We start from the raw sequence: 18530 nt of genomic DNA on the forward strand, positions 1-18530 counted from the left end.
TTTTACCAAAAAAGCAGAAGGAATTGGCACAAAAACGTGGAAGTATACACCAAGTCTCAGATAGGCAAAGGTGGTGAACACAAGTGCAAATTACTGATGTCAGACTCCGCCGTGTGAACTCGGAAGGTCGCATGAAGGCTATCGCTTCCATAACCATTGACAACGAATTCGTCGTTCACGACATTCGTGTTATCGACGGAAACAATGGTATGTTCGTAGCCATGCCTAGCAAGCGGACTCCGGATGGTGAATTCCGTGATATCGCTCACCCGATATCTTCCACGACTCGTGAGAAGATTCAAGCTGCCGTATTGGCAGAATATGAGCGCGCGGCTGATGAAGTTGCGATTGAAGAAGGGGCTTAATAGCGGAGCTCATCAGCTTCTGCGAATTGATGGTAATGTATTGGAAAAGAGAGCCGAGGCTCTCTTTTCTTTTGTTTCAATATGAGCTATATTCATGTGAGGATTGCTAGGTGATAGGGAGGGTATTCAATATGAAAGTAATGACGATTGTACTGGCTGCCGGTCAAGGCAAACGGATGAAATCGAAACTATATAAAGTGCTGCATCCCGTCAGCGGAAAACCGATGGTTGGCCATGTTTTGGATACGGTGAAAGAAGCATCCAGTGAACGCACCGTTGTTGTCGTCGGACATGGAGCCGAACTGGTAAAGTCTTATCTGGGAGACGCTGCGGAATACGTGGTTCAAGAGAAGCAGCTTGGAACAGGGCATGCCGTGCTGCAAGCTGCTTCGCTGCTTGGCAAGGAAGAAGGAACGACGATCGTCATCTGCGGCGACACGCCGCTCGTTCAAGCCTCAACCCTTCACGCGATGTTGAAGCTGCATGGGGATACAGGGGCGGCTGCTACCATTCTGTCGGCTTCCTTCGAGAATCCCGCTGGATACGGCCGCATTATTCGTAGCGAAGACGGGACTGTACAGCGTATCGTCGAACATAAGGATTGCAGGGCTGAAGAAGCTGCGGTACAAGAGATTAATACGGGTACCTATTGTTTTGACAATAGTAAGCTGTTTGAAGCGTTAGACAAAGTGACTAATGAGAATGCGCAAGGCGAATACTATTTGACAGATGTCATCGGTCTACTCAAGGATTCGGGAGAGATCGTGCAGGGATACTGCACGGATGATACAGCGGAAGCGATTGGCGTCAATGACCGTGTCGCGCTTGCGGAGGCCGAGCGTTATATGCGTGAACGTATTAATCGCAAGCATCTGTTGAATGGTGTTACCATTATTGACCCGGCGAATACGTACATCGAGGCTGGCGTACAGATCGGATCTGATACGATTCTCTATCCGGGCACGATTCTTCGCGGCGCTACCGTTATTGGAGAGGATTGTGTCATAGGTCCGGCTGCGGATGTCGTGAATACCGTCATTCATAACGGCGCATCGATCAAATATTCTACGGCAGCGGATTCTATCATCGGGGAAGAGAGCGCAGTTGGTCCTTATGCGAACCTTCGTCCAGGCTCCAAGCTTGGCCGCGAGTGCAAGGTCGGCGATTTCGTAGAATTGAAAAACGCAACGCTGGATGACGGCAGCAAAGTATCGCATCTGAGCTATGTTGGTGACGCAGTTGTAGGCAAGGACGTCAATATTGGCTGTGGCGCGATTACGGTCAATTATGATGGCTTCAATAAAGCGGTAACCGAGATTGGCGACGGCGCCTTTATCGGCAGCAACGTAAATTTGATTGCTCCGGTGAAGGTTGGCAATGGCGCCTATGTCGTAGCGGGAACGACGATCACGCATAATGTGCCGGACGGGGACTTGGCGATTGCACGTGAGCGCCAGGTGAACAAGCCAGGTTATGCGGATAAGATTCGTGCCCGGGCAAAAGCGAAGAAAGCACGTACAGAGTAACGTTCGTCGGGCAACCACGCCTTTATACGTGATTAATTTCTAGTAGATGTGGGTAAAGTGATATGGAAATCCAATTCTTCGAGGAGGGTTCCATATGGCAATTGCAATTCAAGCGGAACAACGGACGGGAGTTACTAAGGGCGATCTGCGCCAGCTGCGCATGAGTGGTCAGATTCCCGGCGTCGTATATGGCAAGAAGCTTCAATCTTCGGCGGTGATTAGCGTAAGCGAGAAGGAGCTCGCGTCCTTGCTGCGTTCACATCCTAATGCTGTACTAGAGCTGAGTGTGCCGGAAGGCGGTACCCACTCCGTTATGGTGGCTGATGTTCAGCGCGATGCGTTGAGTTATAAGCTGCTTCATGTTGACTTCCATCAGATTAGTATGAATGAAAATGTACGGGCGAGCGTTCGGATCGATGCGACGGGTGATTCTTCTGGCGTACGTGAAGGCGGCATCCTGTCCGTCATTCTTCATGAACTGGAAGTACAATGCTTGCCGGGCGATATTCCCGATGCTATCGAGGTCGATGTATCCGGACTTGGCATTGGCGACAGCATACTTGTCTCCGACCTTTCGCTTCCTAAAGGCGTGGAGGTCAAATCCGATTCGCAGCTCGTTATTGTCACGGTGCTGGCACCGCAGAAAGAGCTGAGCGAAGAAGAGAAGGATGCTCAAGATGTAGAACTGAAGGAAGCGGAGTCGCGGTCCGATCATGCGGTTCATGAGGAGATTTCTACAAGTACCTAAGCTATTGCATAAATAATACTACCCTAAGCTGTCCTCTTCATGGAGGACAGCTTATTGACATTCAACCGGGACTCTTCGCAAAATGCTGCCAATTGTGCTACATTAAGTACGTGATGTGGTTGGAAAAAGGGACTAGTTGCACTCGTTCGACACAGGTGTGCGAGTGATGGCTTACGAAGTAGGTTGTAGCAGAAAACCAAGCTAGGTTTTCTATAACCTTAAGCTAACGCGTAAGTTACAGTCGAAAACTAAGCTTATGCTAATGAAGTAGGTTTTCTATAACCTTAAGCTAATGCTTAAGTCATAGTCGAAAACCAAACTTATGCTTACGAAGTAGGTTTTCTATAGACTTAAGCTAACGCTTAAGTCATAGTCGAAAACCAAACTTATGCTTACGAAGTAGGTTTTCTATAGACTTAAGCTAACGCTTAAGTCATAGTCGAAAACCTTTTAGGAGGACTAATATGAAATGGATTGTTGGGCTCGGAAATCCGGGAAGTCAATATAAAGACACGAGGCATAATGTTGGTTTTATGGTTGTGGACGAGCTGGCGAAGCGCTGGGGAATCACTTTGACGCCACAAGCCAAGCACAGGGCAGTTATCGGTGAAGGCAACGTCGGAGGGCAGAAGGTTGCACTTATTAAACCCATGACTTATATGAACTTGTCAGGTGAGGCTGTACGCTCGTTTTTGGATTATTATAAGGCGGATCTCGCCGATGGCATTATGGTCTACGATGATCTGGATACCGAGATTGGCAGGCTGAGGCTGCGCTATCAAGGCAGCGCCGGTGGACATAACGGGATTAAGTCGCTTATTCAACATTTAAACACACAGAGCTTCAACCGAATTCGGATGGGTATCTCGCGTCCGCAGCCGGGGATGGTCATCTCCGATTATGTGCTTGCGAACTTTCCAAAGGCGGAGCGGGACAAGCTGGCAGCCATGATCGAGCAGGCTTGCGATGCGGTGGAATATGGGTTGAAGGCACCATTTGAAGAAACAATGGCAAAGTTTAACGGGTAGACCGTTAATTTGTGATGATGCGGGGCATACTGGAGGGTATAACGATCCTTCAGGAGGCATACATATGGCTGTAAACTATATATGCAGGCATTGCAAAACATCGATCGGCTCCATCGACGGTCCTTCCGTTACGGAGCAGCAACTGGGTTTCCATTTCTTGACCCCCGAAGAGCGCAACGATATAATAGCGTATGACTCGAACGGAGATGTCACGGTTAAGGTCGTCTGTGACTATTGCAACGAAGCGCTGAATACGAATCCTGACCTATTGTTAGTCAGCAACCCACTGCAATAAACGGATAGTAAACTGCGAGAATAAGCTATGCCGCCTTGTTGGCCGGATGTAGCTGTTTTTGCGTGGGAGGATCCATACGGGCTGAAGCCTAGCAGCTTGCCGCGGTATGAGATGCTCGGTCGTACAATGCTGCAAGTCCCTACTCTATGACATAAGTTACTTTACCCGAACATGGTTGTGTATAGAAAAGAGGTGCCGCAAACGTTGAAAGCGCTAATTCAAGCTTTTGCCGCGGATTCGGACGTCCAGTCAATCTTGTCCGGTATTCGCAAAGGGATGCGTGAGCAGATGATATCCGGGCTCGCCGGTTCTTCCCGCCAAGTGTTGATCGCAGCGCTGGAGGAAGCGGTAGAGCGTCCGATGCTGGTTGTGACGCATAATATGTTCTCCGCCCAGAAGATTGCGGAGGATCTGCAAGAATGTTTATCGCCTGATAAAGTTATGTTGTATCCTGCGAATGAGCTGATGGCTGCGGAAGCGGCGATCTCGAGTCCCGAGACGCTGGCGCAGCGCATGGATGTGCTGATCAAGCTGTCCAAAGGCTACCGCGGGATTATTGTCGTGCCGTTCTCCGGCGTACGCCGTTACCTGCCTATTAGCAGCGTGATGGCTGATGCCCAAATAACGGTGTCCGTTGGCGATACGCTGCCGATGGACGGATTCCTGCTCCAGATGACGGCGCTTGGTTATGCGAGAGCGGACCGCGTAGAATCACGCGGTGAGATGAGCGTCCGCGGGGGCATTGTCGACTTCTATCCGCTTACGGCTTCGCAAGCTTGCCGAATGGAATGGTTCGGCGATGAAATTGATTCGATCCGGGCATTCGATCCGGCAGAGCAACGTTCCTCGGATCGTGTGGACTCGTATGTGATCCCGCCATGCCAAGAAATTATAGCAGACGCGACCCGTATGTCTTCTGCGGCCAAGCATGCTGCCGATCTGCTGGAGAAGCAGCTCCAGAAAATGACGGACCGTACGGCGAAGGATCGACTTCGCTCCGAGATTGGCAGCGAGCTGGAGAAGCTGCGAGAGCAAGTCTACTTCCCTGAAATCTATAAATATATTGCCCTGCTCTATCCGGAGCGCCAGACCATACTTGATTATATGCCAAGCGATACGCTTCTCATTCTAGACGAGCCTACGCGTCTTATTGAAACGGCGAAACAGTTGGAGCGAGACGAGAGTGAGTGGGCGTTGCATTTGCTTCAAAGCGGCAAATCTCTGCCTGGCCTGACGCTTGCGCGCGATTCGGAGGAAATTCTTCATCATCGCCCATTCCCGACACTGTTCTTATCCTTGTTCCTAAGACAGATTCCACATAGCCAGCCGCAGAACATATTGAATATGACCAGCCGCTCTATGCAAAATTTCCATGGTCAAATGAATGTGCTGAAGTCAGAGATGGAGCGTTGGAAGAAAATTGGCGCCAACGTCATCATGCTGGCAGGCAATGCGGAGCGTATGGATCGCATGCGCCGCGTGCTGGACGACTATGGCATAGAACCGCCTAATCTGCTGGAGGGCAATCTTCAGCAGGGATTTGAGCTGCCTTCCTCGCATCTGGTCGTCATAACCGAAGGCGAGATGTTCTCGCAGAAGCAGCGCAAGCAGCGGCGTATAGACAAGAAAATAGACAATGCCGAGCGCATTAAGAGCTATACCGAACTGAAAGTCGGCGATTACGTCGTTCACCATAACCACGGTATTGGCAAATATGTTGGCATCGGCACACTGGAGATTGGCGGTATTCATCGCGACTATCTGCATATTCTCTACTCGGGCGGCGACAAGCTGTCTGTTCCTATCGATCAAGTCGATATGATTCAGAAGTATGTCGGCTCTGAGGAGAGGGAGCCAAAGGTCAGCAAGCTTGGCGGTGCTGAGTGGACCAAGGCGAAGAGCAAAGCGAGAGCCTCCGTGCAGGATATTGCCGATGATCTGATTAAGCTTTATGCTCAGCGGCAATCGACGCCAGGCTTTGCCTTTGGCGAGGATACGTCCTACCAGCAAGAATTCGAAGCGATGTTCCCGTACGACGAGACGAGGGACCAGCTTCGTGCGATAGAAGAGATTAAGAGAGATATGGAGAAAGGCCAGCCGATGGATCGTCTATTGTGCGGCGATGTTGGGTATGGCAAGACGGAAGTTGCGGTGCGCGCGGCGTTCAAAGCCGCGATGGAGGGCAAGCAGGTAGCTGTTCTCGTGCCGACTACTATTCTGGCGCAGCAGCATTACGAGACATTCCGCGAGCGTTTCTCCGGCTATCCGATCAACGTGCAGGTATTAAGCCGCTTCCGCTCTCGCAAGGAGCAGAATGAAACGATCAAGGGATTGAAGAGTGGCACAGTGGATGTCGTCATCGGTACGCATCGATTGCTGTCACAGGATATCATCTTTCATTCCATTGGTCTTCTTATTGTTGATGAAGAGCAGCGATTCGGCGTATCCCATAAGGAGAAGCTGAAGAAGCTGAAGACGAATGTGGACGTGCTTACGCTAACGGCAACCCCGATTCCGCGTACCCTTCACATGTCCATGCTGGGTGTGCGCGATTTGTCCGTCATTGAGACGCCGCCGGAGAATCGATTCCCGGTACAGACCTATGTCGTGGAGTACAGCCCTGCTCTAGTGCGCGAATCCATCGAGCGGGAACTCGCCAGAGGCGGGCAAGTCTATTACTTGTACAATAGGGTGCAGGGCATCCATCAGATGGCTGAGGCGATCAATGCGCTTGTACCGGATGCGAAGGTGACGGTCGGGCATGGCCAGATGTCCGAGCAAGAGCTGGAGAAGACGATTCTGGATTTCCTGGATGGCGAATCGGATGTACTCGTCAGCACGAGCATTATTGAGACAGGTGTCGACATACCGAATGTGAACACCCTGATCGTCCATGACGCTGATAAAATGGGCTTGTCCCAGCTTTATCAGCTGAGGGGACGTGTTGGCCGGTCGAACCGAATCGCTTACGCTTATTTCACTTATCAGCGGGATAAAGTGCTGACCGAAGTCGCAGAGAAGCGTCTGCAGTCTATTAAGGAATTTACGGAGCTGGGCTCCGGTTTCAAGATTGCCATGCGCGACTTGGCTATTCGAGGCGCAGGGAATCTGCTTGGAGCCGAGCAGCATGGGTTTATTGCGTCGGTCGGCTTCGATATGTATTCGCAGATGCTGGCGGAAGAGATTGCGAAGCGCAAGGCCGAGATGACGGGCGAGGAAGTTGTGGTCGAGAAGGTGATCAGCACGCTGATCGACGTTAGCGTAGATGCGTATCTTCCATCCGACTACATCTATGACAGCATACAGAAAATCGAGATTTACAAAAAAGTGGCAGCCGTCCGCAGCTTCGAGGAGTGCGACGATCTGGTCGACGAGTTGATCGACAGATTCGGCGATCTGCCGCAGGCGGTCAGCAATCTGATGTCGGTCGCACGGCTGAAGATCTATGGCGGCCAGTATGGCATCGAGACCATTACACAAAAAGGCGACGACTTGATCTTCCGCATGTCCGAAGGGCAGAAGAGCCGTATTGCCCGCAAGAAGGTGGACCAGCTCTGCCTGAAGCTGGAGAATCGCTTCAAGCAAAGCGCGGAGCAAGAAGCGATGCCTACTATTCTTCTTCGCGGCAAGGGGCTGAACATGGAGCAGAAGCTTCATATGTCGGAGAAATTTATGGAAGGCTACAGCGAAGCATTGCCTAAGAAGGAAGAGCTGCAGAACGCGACGTCTTAGGCTAGATTCGCTTTTCGGGTTCCTTTTCTGATACAATAAAAACAGTTTATGTTCAAAGTCGGTTGGCATCATGTCATGCTTCGGGATTAGGAGTGACTCTTGAACAGCCTCTAATAGTTCATAATCTGAAAGGGGATTCAACATGTTTCACAGAACAAGTAAATCGACATGGCGCAGAAGCGCACTGCTCGTCCTTGCAGCGGTGCTCGTCATGACGATGCTAGCGGCATGCGGCGGCGGCAGCAAAGGCGGACACTCCTTACAATTCAAAAATGTAAGCAAGGGCGAGGTTGTCGCGACATTCAAGGATGGAAAAGTGACGCAAGATGAACTCAAAAAGTATCTGGATGTCTATGTTATGGCTCAACCAGCTTATGAATCGATCGTAGAGATTCCACAATTCCAAGAGATGCTGCTAGAGCAATATGTCAGCTTCAAGCTGCTGAGCGGACAAGCATCCGAAGCTTCCTTGAAGGAAGCTCGCAAGCAAGTGGACGAGCAATTGATCGGATTCAAGGAGTTGAAAGGATCGGACAAGTCCTTTGCAGACGAATTGAAAAAGAAAAAAATCTCGGATGCAGATATCGCAACATTCCTGCTGCTTAATTCCGCAGCGGTCGTGCATATGAATTCCCTGGTAACAGATGAAGATATGGCGAAAGCCTTTGAAACGATGAAAGCAGACTTTGCGGTATCGGATGTACGCCACATCCTGATTCAAACGACTGAGACCGACCCAGCAACGCAAGAGAAGAAAGAGCTTCGTACAGAAGCAGAAGCGCTTGCTATTGCCAAAGACGTAAAGGCGAAGCTTGAAGCAGGCGGCGACTGGGATGCCCTCGCTAAGCAGTACAGCGATGACGGCGGCTCCAAGGAAAATGGCGGTCTATATGAAGGGAAAGCTGGAAGTGAATGGGTTGAGCCTTTCAAAATCGCGACGTATGAGCAAGAAATCGGCGTGATTGGTGAACCAGTCAAAACTGATTTTGGCTACCATGTGATCAAAGTGGAGAAGCGTGAAGACAAAACGCTGGATAAGCTGACTGAAGCTGAGAAGAACCAAGTGAAGGGCGCGGCGGCTTACACTTACATGGAGAAATTCATGAAGGATGAAATGCCGAAGCAAGAGCTGAAAATTACACTTCCTAAGTCCGAAGAAGGCGAAGGAACTGGCGAAGGCGAAGCTCCAGAGGGCAGCGGAACTCCAAGTGAGACGCCTGCTGACGGTGATTCCGCAGCGAATGACGAGAAAGCGGCTGAATAAGCTCAGCAGCCTAAAATCATAGATAAACCGATGAAGACCGTTTGAAGGGCATAGATGCTCCTCAAACGGTCTTTTTCTTATGGCGAGAGGAAAACCTGAACAATTGGCTCTAATAGTGGGCTTTCGAGAAAATCAGGCGTGGCTACGGCTATTCTAATCATGCATTCCTACTTGGAATGAAAAGAAATAGAAGTTGCTTATATTTGTAAAAAGTGATATCATTAATATATCATAATGATATGGGAGTTGATCTCATGAGAGAGAAAAAAGCTTTGTATGTCAGCGGATATTTGGCGCTTCTGATCGCGATTGTGGCAGGTGTAGGCGGTGCAGCGCTCATTATCATTCAATTAACATCAACGGTAGTGTCGTTATTCAGCGTTATTTTGGGGCTCGTATTCATTCTTATTGCCTTCCTTATGCTGACGTCATTCGTGATCGTTCAGCCTAATGAAGCGAAAGTCATTACCTTCTTCGGGACGTACATTGGCACGATTATCGAGAGCGGTCTATGGATGGCACTGCCGCTAACCACGAAATCGACAATATCGCTTAAGGTGCGAAATTTCAACAGCCAGAAGCTGAAGGTAAATGATGCGGAGGGTAATCCCGTGGAGATTGGCGCAGTTGTCGTCTTTAAGGTTGTAGACACGGCGAAAGCCACCTTCGACGTCGATCATTACGAGCGTTTTGTAGAGATTCAAAGCGAGACGGCAATACGCCATATTGCCGCACAATATCCTTACGATATCTTTGATGAGAACAATGGAATTTCGCTTCGCGGCAATGCAGATGAAGTAGCTGCCGAGCTGCTGCGTGATCTTCAGGTGAGGCTGGAAGTAGCCGGTGTCAAGCTGATTGAGACACGGATTACACACTTGGCTTATGCGCCGGAGATCGCAAGCGCGATGCTGCAGCGGCAGCAGGCGATGGCCATTGTAGCAGCGCGTCAGAAGATCGTGGAGGGAGCGGTCGGCATGGTAGATGCCGCACTGCGCAAGCTGGAGGAGAACGGGATCGAACTAGACAGCGAGCGGCGGGCCGCGATGGTTAATAATCTGATGGTTTCGATCGTATCCGACAGGGCGGCACAGCCTGTTATCAATACAGGCTCCCTGTACAGCTAAGGAACGGCTGAAATTATGGGGAAAGAGAAGAAGGCGTTCCCGCTGCGCCTCGATCCCGACATCCATCGTGCGCTTGAGCAATGGGCCGCTGACGAATTCCGTAGCGTGAACGGTCATATCGAATTTCTGCTGCGCGAAGCGCTTGGCAAGGCAGGGCGGCTCGGTAAGCCCCGCAAGGAAGAGGAATAAAGGGACAGCATACGCGTCTGGTCGCGTATGCTGTCTTTGTCGTAGATGGGCAGGTCTGGATAGATGCGGCGCCGGAGGGAAAGATAAGGCTCTGGCCGAAGGGAAGAGGCCGCTAACGAGGTTCTTCACGGCAACAGCGGGTCGTACTGGAGGCGTGCATAAGATATTGGGAGCGGATGAATACTATGGTCAGATTCAACTTCTTCATTGAAGGATCTTAACACTTCAATACCGGAGCAGCACCAAGACCCTACGATATCAACGGCCTGCTGCGAATGTTCTGGTATGGGAATATGATTTGCCAAGCTCGCGGCTGGGCACTTCCCGGAAGAAATTCGAGGACGCCGCAAGTCCTCGTGGAGCTCTCAGTGATGTTTCTTTATAAAAAAAGTGATGCAGGAATCCAGTCGATTCAAAATCCTCTAGGGAAAGCGGGGCAACAAGAAATGAAAGCAACTGGAATTGTACGTCGTATCGACGATCTCGGGCGTGTGGTGATTCCGAAGGAGATACGCCGTACATTGCGTATACGCGAGGGCGACCCATTGGAAATTTTCGTTGATCGTGACGGCGAAGTCATTTTGAAAAAATATTCGCCGATCGGCGAGCTGGGCGACTTCGCCAAGGAATACGCGGAATCGCTGTACGAGGGCACCGGTCATATTACGTTAATTGCCGACCGCGATACCATTATTACGGTTGCCGGGGCGTCCAAGAAAGAACTGTTGGACAAGCCTGTCGGCATTACGCTGGAGTCCTCCATGGAGAACCGCAAGACGCTTGCTGAGGTCAATGGCGGAGCTTATGAGATTGTAAAGGACGTACAGGATCAATACAGTTCATTCGTTGTAGCACCCATCATTGCCGGAGGCGATCCCATCGGAGCGGTTGTGCTGCTCAGCAAGGATGATTCCGTCAAGATGGGGCAGCTTGAGACGAAGATGGCCGAGACGGCTGCAGGGTTTCTGGCTAAGCAGATGGAGCAATAAGCGATTCATCGGTGCCGCCTACACATACGAGCATAAGGACATCGGCTTCTTCGCATGGCTTCGGCCTTGCGGAGAAGCTTTATTTTTGTATCTGCTCCCATTTACGGTATAATCATTTATCATAACAATTCATAGGGAGCAGGGGACTATCATATGAGCCGGACGGCATCGAGACTTCGCGGGGGCAGTATTTGGCGAAGCGGCGTGATCCTGATGGCAGGAGCCGCGCTTGTGTCCAAGTTGGTAGGCGCCTTGCAGAAGATCCCGCTGCAGAATTTGGCCGGAGACCGTGTATTCGGCATTTACAATGCCGTTTACCCGTTTTATCAGTTGATTGCGATTTTGGCTACAGCAGGGTTGCCTACGGCAGTATCCATTATGATTGCGCGCAAGCTTAAGGAAGATGAGTCTCTGGAAGGAACAAGGAGCACGGTTATCGCGGCTTCCATTCTGCTGGGGGCGACGGGTGTCCTCGCCTGCTTGCTGATGTGGCTCAGTGCGGATCTGACGGCATCGTGGATTGGTGACGATTCGGCCGCTCTCGCGATCCGGGTATTGTCTGTTGCGCTAGTGTTCGCCCCGTTTGCCGCAGTATTCCGCGGCTATGAGCAAGGAAAACGACGGATGGGAGTTTCTGCCGCATCTCAGCTTGCTGAGCAGTGCGCGCGAGTCGCGATGATGGTAGTGGTCCTGTACATTGGCCTGAACGCTGGCTGGAGCGACTCCGCTCTTGCTGCGGGCGTCATGAGCGGGGCGGGTGCGGGCGCAATTGCGGCCCTTCTTCTTCTGTTGGCAGGGGGACGGCGTGACCGGCCCGGGAGATTGGACAAGGGCGCTGGACGAGCCCCAATAGGCCGACTTCGCCTGATGCGGGAGATGAAAGAGCTGGCAGTCTTGGCCGCTCCTGTGGCACTGGCGTCCATTGTGGTTCCGATTGTTGGTGTTGTCGATGCCTTTATGGTGCCGCGACTTCTTGGAGATACGGGCATGGCCGAATCAACGGCGATGAGCTTATTCGGCATATACAGCCGTGGCGCCCCGTTGGTGCAGCTGATTACGATGGTAGCCGCTGCCGCGGCTGCGGCAATGGTGCCAGGTCTCGTGTCAGCCAAGGCCGATGGCAATCTGGCTGAGCTGCAGACGCGTCTATCGCTGCAGCTTCGGCTCGCCTGGATGATTGGCGGCGCGGCTGCTATAGGCTTGCTGCTATTGGCTGAGCCGCTCAATACGATGCTCTACAAGGATGCGAAGGGAAGCCTTGCCTTCGCGCTTGTAGGCTGCACTGCGCTGGCCGGCTGCGTGAACGCGATTGTTGCGCCAGCGCTGCAGGCGCTTGGCTCGGCGCGGGTACCAGCGGCGCTGCTCTTGCTCGCCGCGCTGTTGAAGGGCGCGCTGAACGCCGCGCTGGTGCCCTCCCTCGGTATCGAGGGAGCAGCGCTCTCCGGCGTTATCGCGCTTAGCGCCGCCGCCTTGCTGGGCGCGGCGGCGCTGCGCCGTGCGGCTGCGGGGCTCCGCCCGCCGCACGCGCAGGTGAAGCGGCGGGCGAGCATTAGCCCCGCCGCGGCAGGCTTGGTCGCGCTGGCGGTTATGGCCAGCGCGGTACTGCTCACCGAGCGCGTGCTGGGCGCCGCGCTCGGTTACGGGCTGCCGCAGCGGAGCTTGGCGGCAGCCCTGTCGCTGGCGGGCGCAGCCGTCGGCGCGATCGTCTTCGCCGTCGCCGCTCTGCGCGCAGGCGCGATAGACGCGCGCGAATGGCGCGCGATTCCGGGCGGCGATCGGCTTGCCGCCCGCTTGCGGCGGATGGGACTCATTCCGCCGCTGGACGAGCATTGACGCGTCCTGTTACCTAGAAGAGGAGGATTCCTGATGGCATATACGCCAATCGTCATCGTCGGACTTGGCTCCGGCGACCCCGATCAATTAACGCTGGGCATCTGGCGGCGGCTGCAGGCCGCGAAGCGGGTATTCGTCCGGACTGAGCATCATCCGGTCGTTGCTTTGCTGCAAGAGGACGGCATCAACTATACATCATTCGACAGCTTGTACGAGCAGCATGATTCATTTCCCGAGGTCTATGAGGGCATTACCGCGAGATTATTGCAGGAAGCGAAGGAAGGAGAGGGCGCTTCATCATCCTCTGACGAGTCCATCCTGTACGCCGTTCCCGGTCACCCCATGGTGGCGGAACGAACTGTACAGCTCCTTCGTGAGCGCTGTGCGGCGGAGGGCGTAGAGTTGACCGTACTAGGCGGGGAGAGCTTTCTGGATGCAGCCTTCGCCTCCCTTGGCATCGACCCCATTGAGGGCTTTTCTCTGCTGGATGCGGCAGAGCTTAAGGCCTCTCTTCTTCAGCCGGAGTTGCATACAGTCATCGGTCAGGTGTATGATGCTTTTACCGCTTCTGACGTCAAGCTGGCGCTGATGGAGCGATACCCGGAGGATTATACGGTCATTATCGGCCATGCGCTGGGTGTACGTGGCCAAGAACAGGTCATCTCCGTCCCGATCTATGAGCTCGACCGCAATCAGGACTATGGCAATCTGTCGATCATCTATGTACCGCGTTCCGAAGACCCGGACTTGCGCAACCGGACCTTTGAGCGCTTGCATGAGATCGTAGCCATCCTGCGCAGTCCCGAGGGATGTCCATGGGACCGCGAGCAGACGCATCAATCGATTCGCAAAAACTTCATTGAAGAGCTCTACGAGGCTTTGGAAGCCATCGATAACGACGATCCTAACGGCATGCAGGAGGAATTTGGAGACGTTATTCTTCAAGTGATGCTGCATAGCCAGATGGAAGAGGAAGTTGGCGCGTTCTCGGTGTATGACGTCATTCAGACGCTGAACGAGAAGTTGATCTTCCGTCATCCTCACGTGTTCGGCGATACCGGCGCACAGAATTCGGACGAAGCGCTAGCGAACTGGGAAGGGATGAAGGCGGAGGAGAAGCGAAGGAAGGGTATGGATGCGGCCTTGGCGTCGCAGCTGGATGGCATTCCGCCGGACTTGCCTGCTCTCATGAAGGCGTACAAGCTGCAGAAGAAAGCGGCAAAGGTCGGCTTCGACTGGGATGAGATAGGACCGGTCCTATCGAAGATTGAGGAAGAGCTGCTAGAGCTGCGAGAGGCGATCACTGGCGGTGATCCAGAGAAGCAAGCCGATGAGCTTGGCGATCTGTTATTCGCTGTTGTGAACGCATCTAGGTTCATTCACGCCGATCCGGAGGAAGCTCTCTCTCGTACGAATCGAAAGTTTAAGAGCCGATTTCAATATATTGAAGAACAGCTTCGTATAAACGGCAAAACTTTTGACCAAACTGATTTACTAGAGATGGATCGATGGTGGGAAGAGGCTAAGAGACTTAGCTAGCATGATTTTCGCCACAATTCGCCTTAATTCCGCACTATTCCCAAAAAAAATTGAAGTACTCAGCAGGATTTTGTTCTCCCGAGCAGAATAAGTATTCTTCGTGAGAGCAGATTTTGCCAATGGGTGAGCCGCCTCGACGCGGCAGCCACAAATAACCGTTATTTATTAGGAGGATATTCACATGAACAAAACAGATCTTATCAACAACATTGCAGAGAAGAGTGGACTAACGAAACGTGACGTTGAAGCTGTCCTGAACGGCTTTCTTGGTGAAGTAACAGACGCGCTTGCAAGCGGCGACAAAGTACAATTGATCGGCTTCGGTACTTTCGAAACTCGCAAACGTTCCGGCCGCGTGGGCCGCAACCCGCAAACGGGTAAAGAAATCACGATTCCAGAATCCAAAGTTCCTGCATTCAAAGCAGGCAACAAGCTGAAAGAAGCAATCAAGTAATACATGCGCTTAGATAAATTTCTCAAGGTGTCCCGCCTGATCAAGCGCCGTACCGTTGCGAAGGATGTATCCGAGCAAGGTCGCGTGTGGATCAACGGCCGCGAGGCGAAAGCCAGCAGCGCCGTCAAGGTTGGGGACGAGCTCCAGATCCAGTACGGTCAGAAGATCGTAACGGTCCGTGTGGAGCGTCTCACGGAGACGACCCGCAAGGATGAAGCCGGTGAGCTCTATACTTTGGTGAAAGAAGAGCAGCGTCCACGCGAGAGTGGTCTCGATTGGGAGCAGCAATAAAAGAAGGGCTGTCCGGCTATGCTGGACGGCCCTTTTCTGATGCCGTCTTTATAGCCCACCTGGAGTTGCGCCTTCCATTGCCGATCAGACCCTTTAGAATACGCCCTGTCCGGTTCTAAACCTTGTCCGCTCCCCATACAGTAATAGAGAAATTAACGAAGCGGGGGACGAGTCTATGGCTGAAGCGGGCAAGGGGCAGAAGAATCAGGATGTGAAGCTGATTAATCGGAAGCTGCTGGAGCTTACCGGAGTCGTGAATGTGGAGAGCTTCGACAGCGAGGAATTTCTGCTGGAGACGGAGCTGGGCTTTCTGACGGTTACAGGACAAAATTTGCATATTAAGCATCTGAGCCTGGAGCAAGGCTTGGTTGCTATTGAAGGTCTGGTCCATTCTCTCGCCTACTTGGACGGAGCGGCCGCGGGCAAGTCCAAAGGGCTGTTCGGAAAGCTGTTTAAGTGACCTTAAGCGTACAATGGATGACGGTAGCCGTCATGCTGCTATCCGGCCTTGGCATGGGCGTCGTCTTCGACGGATACCGTGTGGTGTCGAATGAGCTGCGATTCCCGCGATGGTGGCTGCCGGTGCTTGATATCATCTATTGGATGGCGGCTGCGGTCATCGTATTCCGAATGCTGTATGCCAGCAACAATGGCGAGGTGCGGGCATATGTGTTCCTGGGACTAGCTATCGGCGTCATCCTGTATTACTGGCTGTTAAGCAGACCGGTAATCAGTCTGGTCAAATGGATAATTGCAGCTGTGCGGGCACTGATCTCATTCACATTGAAGGTATTCGACATCCTTATCGTGAAGCCGACCCTGTTGCTTTACAAAACGGTGAAGGTCATTTTAGGATTTGGGTCTGCGCTCACTATTTTCCTTCTAAAAATTGTGGTACAATTGGTTCGTCCAATTTGGCTATTGCTGTTATGGCTATTACGGCCTGTGACACGCCCGCTCGGGCGATGGCTGAAGCCTCATTGGGAGCGATGGAGGGTAGAGGAGCGTCTCGGCAAGGGACTGGCTGCTGTTACCGGACGTTGGAATCAATGGTTTAGGAGGGGTCAGCGTTAATGTCGAAAGCAGCTGCAAAGAAATCAATAAGCGGATCAGCCACCAAACGTCGGTACAAGATATGGATGATGTTCATTGTCCTGTTCATGGGCTGGGCGGGTTATACCTTATTCGGTCAAATGCAGCAGCAAAAGGCGACATTCGAGAAGCTGACAACGATCGAGAGCGGGATTGAGGCAACGCGAGCGGAGGCCGAAGCCTTGAAGCGTGATGTGGAGCGTCTCAACGATCCAGAATATATCTCCCAACTGGCTACCAAGGAGCAGGGAATGGTAAAAGAGGGAGAACAGCAAATATTTAGCGAATAATGGGGCGCTTAATCGGGTGAACGTCTGTTGACCTTGCTTCGGCGGTTCGGTTATAATCACGATAGATACAAGACTTTTTATGGCGGGGCTAGAGGGATGTTTCAAATACGGAGATCGTGTTTATTATCCATTATACCCAGCTTAATGACGAAATAAGTTTTGTTCGAATCATGCTCGCTAGATCGGGCAATTGAATTATCACAAAACTTTGAGAGAGGAACATTTTATTTTATGGCAATTGAAGTGGGCGCCAAGTTAGAAGGAAAAGTGACGGGAATCACGCATTTTGGGGCATTTGTCGACTTGTCGGGAGGTGTCACGGGTCTTGTTCACATTTCAGAGATTGCCGATAACTACGTCAAGGACGTTAAGGATCATCTGAAGATCGACGATGTCGTGAAGGTCAAAGTGATCAACGTAGATAAGGACGGAAAGATCGGACTCTCCATTAAGCAAGCTATTGACCGGCCAGAAGGCCATCAGCCACCACCACCGCAACGCGAGCGTACGGGCGCAGGCGGAGGACCTGGAGGCGGAGAACGATTCAACCGCGGAGGCCAAGACCGAGGCGGACGTCCCTTCAACAAGCAATCGGCTGGCAGACCGTCCTACGGCAAACCGTCATTCGAGGATAAAATGTCTCGCTTCTTGAAAGATAGCGAAGAGCGCATCTCTTCCCTGAAGAAGAACACCGAAGGCAAACGCGGCGGACGCGGCGCCAAGCGAGTATAATCGATAATGTTACTTACTATCCAATAGATCAGGCAGGACCTACGCGGTCCTGCTTTTTTTATTGTGGCGTTTTTTTATTGTGCCTGTGCCGGGGCTGGAGGCTGCTATCCAGAATTGAATGATAGGTATGATCGGCTGGAGTGCTTGCATGTGGGCTGGGGGGGGCGGCAGCGGCGCAGTGGCTTATTGGGGGGACAGATGCGATTCAGATGCATATCTTCTGGCGTCTACAGGTCCATGAGATCGACCTATACGAGCGAAAGCAGTGCAACGGTTGGAATAGATGAGAACGACCAACAGGTAAGAAAGCAGGTGCAACGGTTGGAATAGGTCGATGAGAACGACTTACAGGCGCGAAAGCAGGTGCAACGGTTGGAATAGGACGATGAGATCGACCTACAGGTACGAAAGCAGGTGAAACGGTTGAAATAAGTCGATGAGATCGACCTACAGGTACGAAAGCAGGTGCAACGGTTGAAATAAGTCGATGAGATCGACCTATAGGCCCGAAAGCAGGTGCAGCGGGTTGGAATAGGACGATGAGATCGACCTACAGGCTCGAAAGCAGGTGCAACGGTTGAAATAAGTCGATGAGATCGACCTACAGGCCCGAAGCAGGTGCAATGGTTGGGATAGGACGATGAGATCGACCTATAGGCCCGAAAGCAGGTGCAACGGTTGGAATAGGTCGATGAGAACGACCAACAGGCTCGAAAGCAGGTGCAACGGTTGAAATAAGTCGATGAGATCGACCTACAGGCTCGAAAGCAGGTGAAACGGTTGAAATAAGTCGATGAGATCGACCTACAGGTACGAAAGCAGGTGCAACGGTTGAAATAGGACGATGAGATCGACCTACAGGCTCGAAAGCAGGTGCAACGCTTGGAATAGGACGATGAGATCGACCTACAGGTACGAAAGCAGGTGCAAAGGATGAAATAGGACGATGAGATCGACCTACAGGTACGAAAGCAGGTGCAACGGTTGAAATAAGTCGATGAGATCGACCTACAGGCTCGAAAGCAGGTGCAACGGT

18 protein-coding genes are annotated in these 18530 nt (G+C 52.1%); all 18 read left to right on the forward strand.

The window, feature by feature from the left end; all coding sequences use genetic code 11:
- The first annotated feature begins 83 nt into the window (after positions 1–83).
- Entirely contained in the window at positions 84–365 is a 282-nt protein-coding gene (spoVG, locus tag DX130_RS25210; RefSeq protein ID WP_087571183.1) for a septation regulator SpoVG, read from the forward strand.
- A gap of 131 nt (positions 366–496) precedes the next feature.
- The gene (gene glmU / locus DX130_RS25215; RefSeq protein ID WP_116050081.1) at positions 497–1891 is read left to right on the forward strand and encodes a bifunctional UDP-N-acetylglucosamine diphosphorylase/glucosamine-1-phosphate N-acetyltransferase GlmU; all 1395 of its coding nucleotides are present in this window, start codon (positions 497–499) and stop codon (positions 1889–1891) included.
- Positions 1892–1985: 94 nt separating this feature from the next.
- Positions 1986–2639: a 50S ribosomal protein L25/general stress protein Ctc gene (locus tag DX130_RS25220; RefSeq protein ID WP_116050082.1), complete on the forward strand. Its 654-nt coding sequence runs from the start codon at positions 1986–1988 to the stop codon at positions 2637–2639.
- A 464-nt stretch (positions 2640–3103) separates the two neighbouring features.
- The gene (pth, locus tag DX130_RS25225; protein ID WP_116050084.1) at positions 3104–3667 is read left to right on the forward strand and encodes an aminoacyl-tRNA hydrolase; all 564 of its coding nucleotides are present in this window, start codon (positions 3104–3106) and stop codon (positions 3665–3667) included.
- Between the two features lie 64 nt (positions 3668–3731).
- Entirely contained in the window at positions 3732–3962 is a 231-nt protein-coding gene (locus DX130_RS25230) for an anti-sigma-F factor Fin (RefSeq protein ID WP_116050085.1), read from the forward strand.
- A gap of 171 nt (positions 3963–4133) precedes the next feature.
- A complete protein-coding gene (gene mfd / locus DX130_RS25235; RefSeq protein WP_116050087.1) occupies positions 4134–7694 on the forward strand; it encodes a transcription-repair coupling factor in 3561 nt (1186 codons plus the stop codon).
- A gap of 142 nt (positions 7695–7836) precedes the next feature.
- The gene (locus DX130_RS25240; protein ID WP_116050089.1) at positions 7837–8958 is read left to right on the forward strand and encodes a peptidylprolyl isomerase; all 1122 of its coding nucleotides are present in this window, start codon (positions 7837–7839) and stop codon (positions 8956–8958) included.
- 254 nt (positions 8959–9212) lie between these two features.
- Positions 9213–10085, forward strand: coding sequence for an SPFH domain-containing protein (locus tag DX130_RS25245; RefSeq protein WP_116050090.1), 873 nt, complete (start codon positions 9213–9215; stop codon positions 10083–10085).
- A gap of 15 nt (positions 10086–10100) precedes the next feature.
- Positions 10101–10274: a type II toxin-antitoxin system antitoxin gene (locus DX130_RS26665; RefSeq protein ID WP_165861454.1), complete on the forward strand. Its 174-nt coding sequence runs from the start codon at positions 10101–10103 to the stop codon at positions 10272–10274.
- A gap of 446 nt (positions 10275–10720) precedes the next feature.
- Positions 10721–11263: a stage V sporulation protein T gene (gene spoVT, locus DX130_RS25250; RefSeq protein WP_116050191.1), complete on the forward strand. Its 543-nt coding sequence runs from the start codon at positions 10721–10723 to the stop codon at positions 11261–11263.
- 153 nt (positions 11264–11416) lie between these two features.
- Complete coding sequence (locus DX130_RS25255) at positions 11417–13096, forward strand: oligosaccharide flippase family protein (protein WP_116050092.1); 1680 nt, start codon at positions 11417–11419, stop codon at positions 13094–13096.
- Positions 13097–13129: 33 nt separating this feature from the next.
- Entirely contained in the window at positions 13130–14635 is a 1506-nt protein-coding gene (yabN, locus tag DX130_RS25260) for a bifunctional methyltransferase/pyrophosphohydrolase YabN (RefSeq protein WP_116050093.1), read from the forward strand.
- 181 nt (positions 14636–14816) lie between these two features.
- Positions 14817–15089 carry an HU family DNA-binding protein gene (locus tag DX130_RS25265; protein ID WP_116050095.1) on the forward strand — a complete coding sequence of 91 codons (273 nt, stop codon included), beginning with the start codon at positions 14817–14819 and terminating at the stop codon, positions 15087–15089.
- Between the two features lie 3 nt (positions 15090–15092).
- The gene (locus tag DX130_RS25270) at positions 15093–15380 is read left to right on the forward strand and encodes an RNA-binding S4 domain-containing protein (RefSeq protein ID WP_116050096.1); all 288 of its coding nucleotides are present in this window, start codon (positions 15093–15095) and stop codon (positions 15378–15380) included.
- A 175-nt stretch (positions 15381–15555) separates the two neighbouring features.
- Complete coding sequence (gene yabP / locus DX130_RS25275) at positions 15556–15840, forward strand: sporulation protein YabP (RefSeq protein ID WP_116050098.1); 285 nt, start codon at positions 15556–15558, stop codon at positions 15838–15840.
- A complete protein-coding gene (gene yabQ, locus DX130_RS25280) occupies positions 15837–16454 on the forward strand; it encodes a spore cortex biosynthesis protein YabQ (protein WP_116050100.1) in 618 nt (205 codons plus the stop codon). The genes yabP and yabQ overlap by 4 nt, the downstream gene beginning before the upstream one ends.
- A complete protein-coding gene (locus DX130_RS25285) occupies positions 16454–16762 on the forward strand; it encodes an FtsB family cell division protein (protein ID WP_116050101.1) in 309 nt (102 codons plus the stop codon). The genes yabQ and DX130_RS25285 overlap by 1 nt, the downstream gene beginning before the upstream one ends.
- Positions 16763–16993: 231 nt before the next feature.
- Complete coding sequence (locus DX130_RS25290; RefSeq protein WP_116050103.1) at positions 16994–17494, forward strand: S1 domain-containing RNA-binding protein; 501 nt, start codon at positions 16994–16996, stop codon at positions 17492–17494.
- The last annotated feature ends 1036 nt before the right edge of the window (positions 17495–18530 follow it).

Source organism: Paenibacillus paeoniae (assembly GCF_003388735.1).
Taxonomy (GTDB): domain Bacteria; phylum Bacillota; class Bacilli; order Paenibacillales; family Paenibacillaceae; genus Pristimantibacillus; species Pristimantibacillus paeoniae.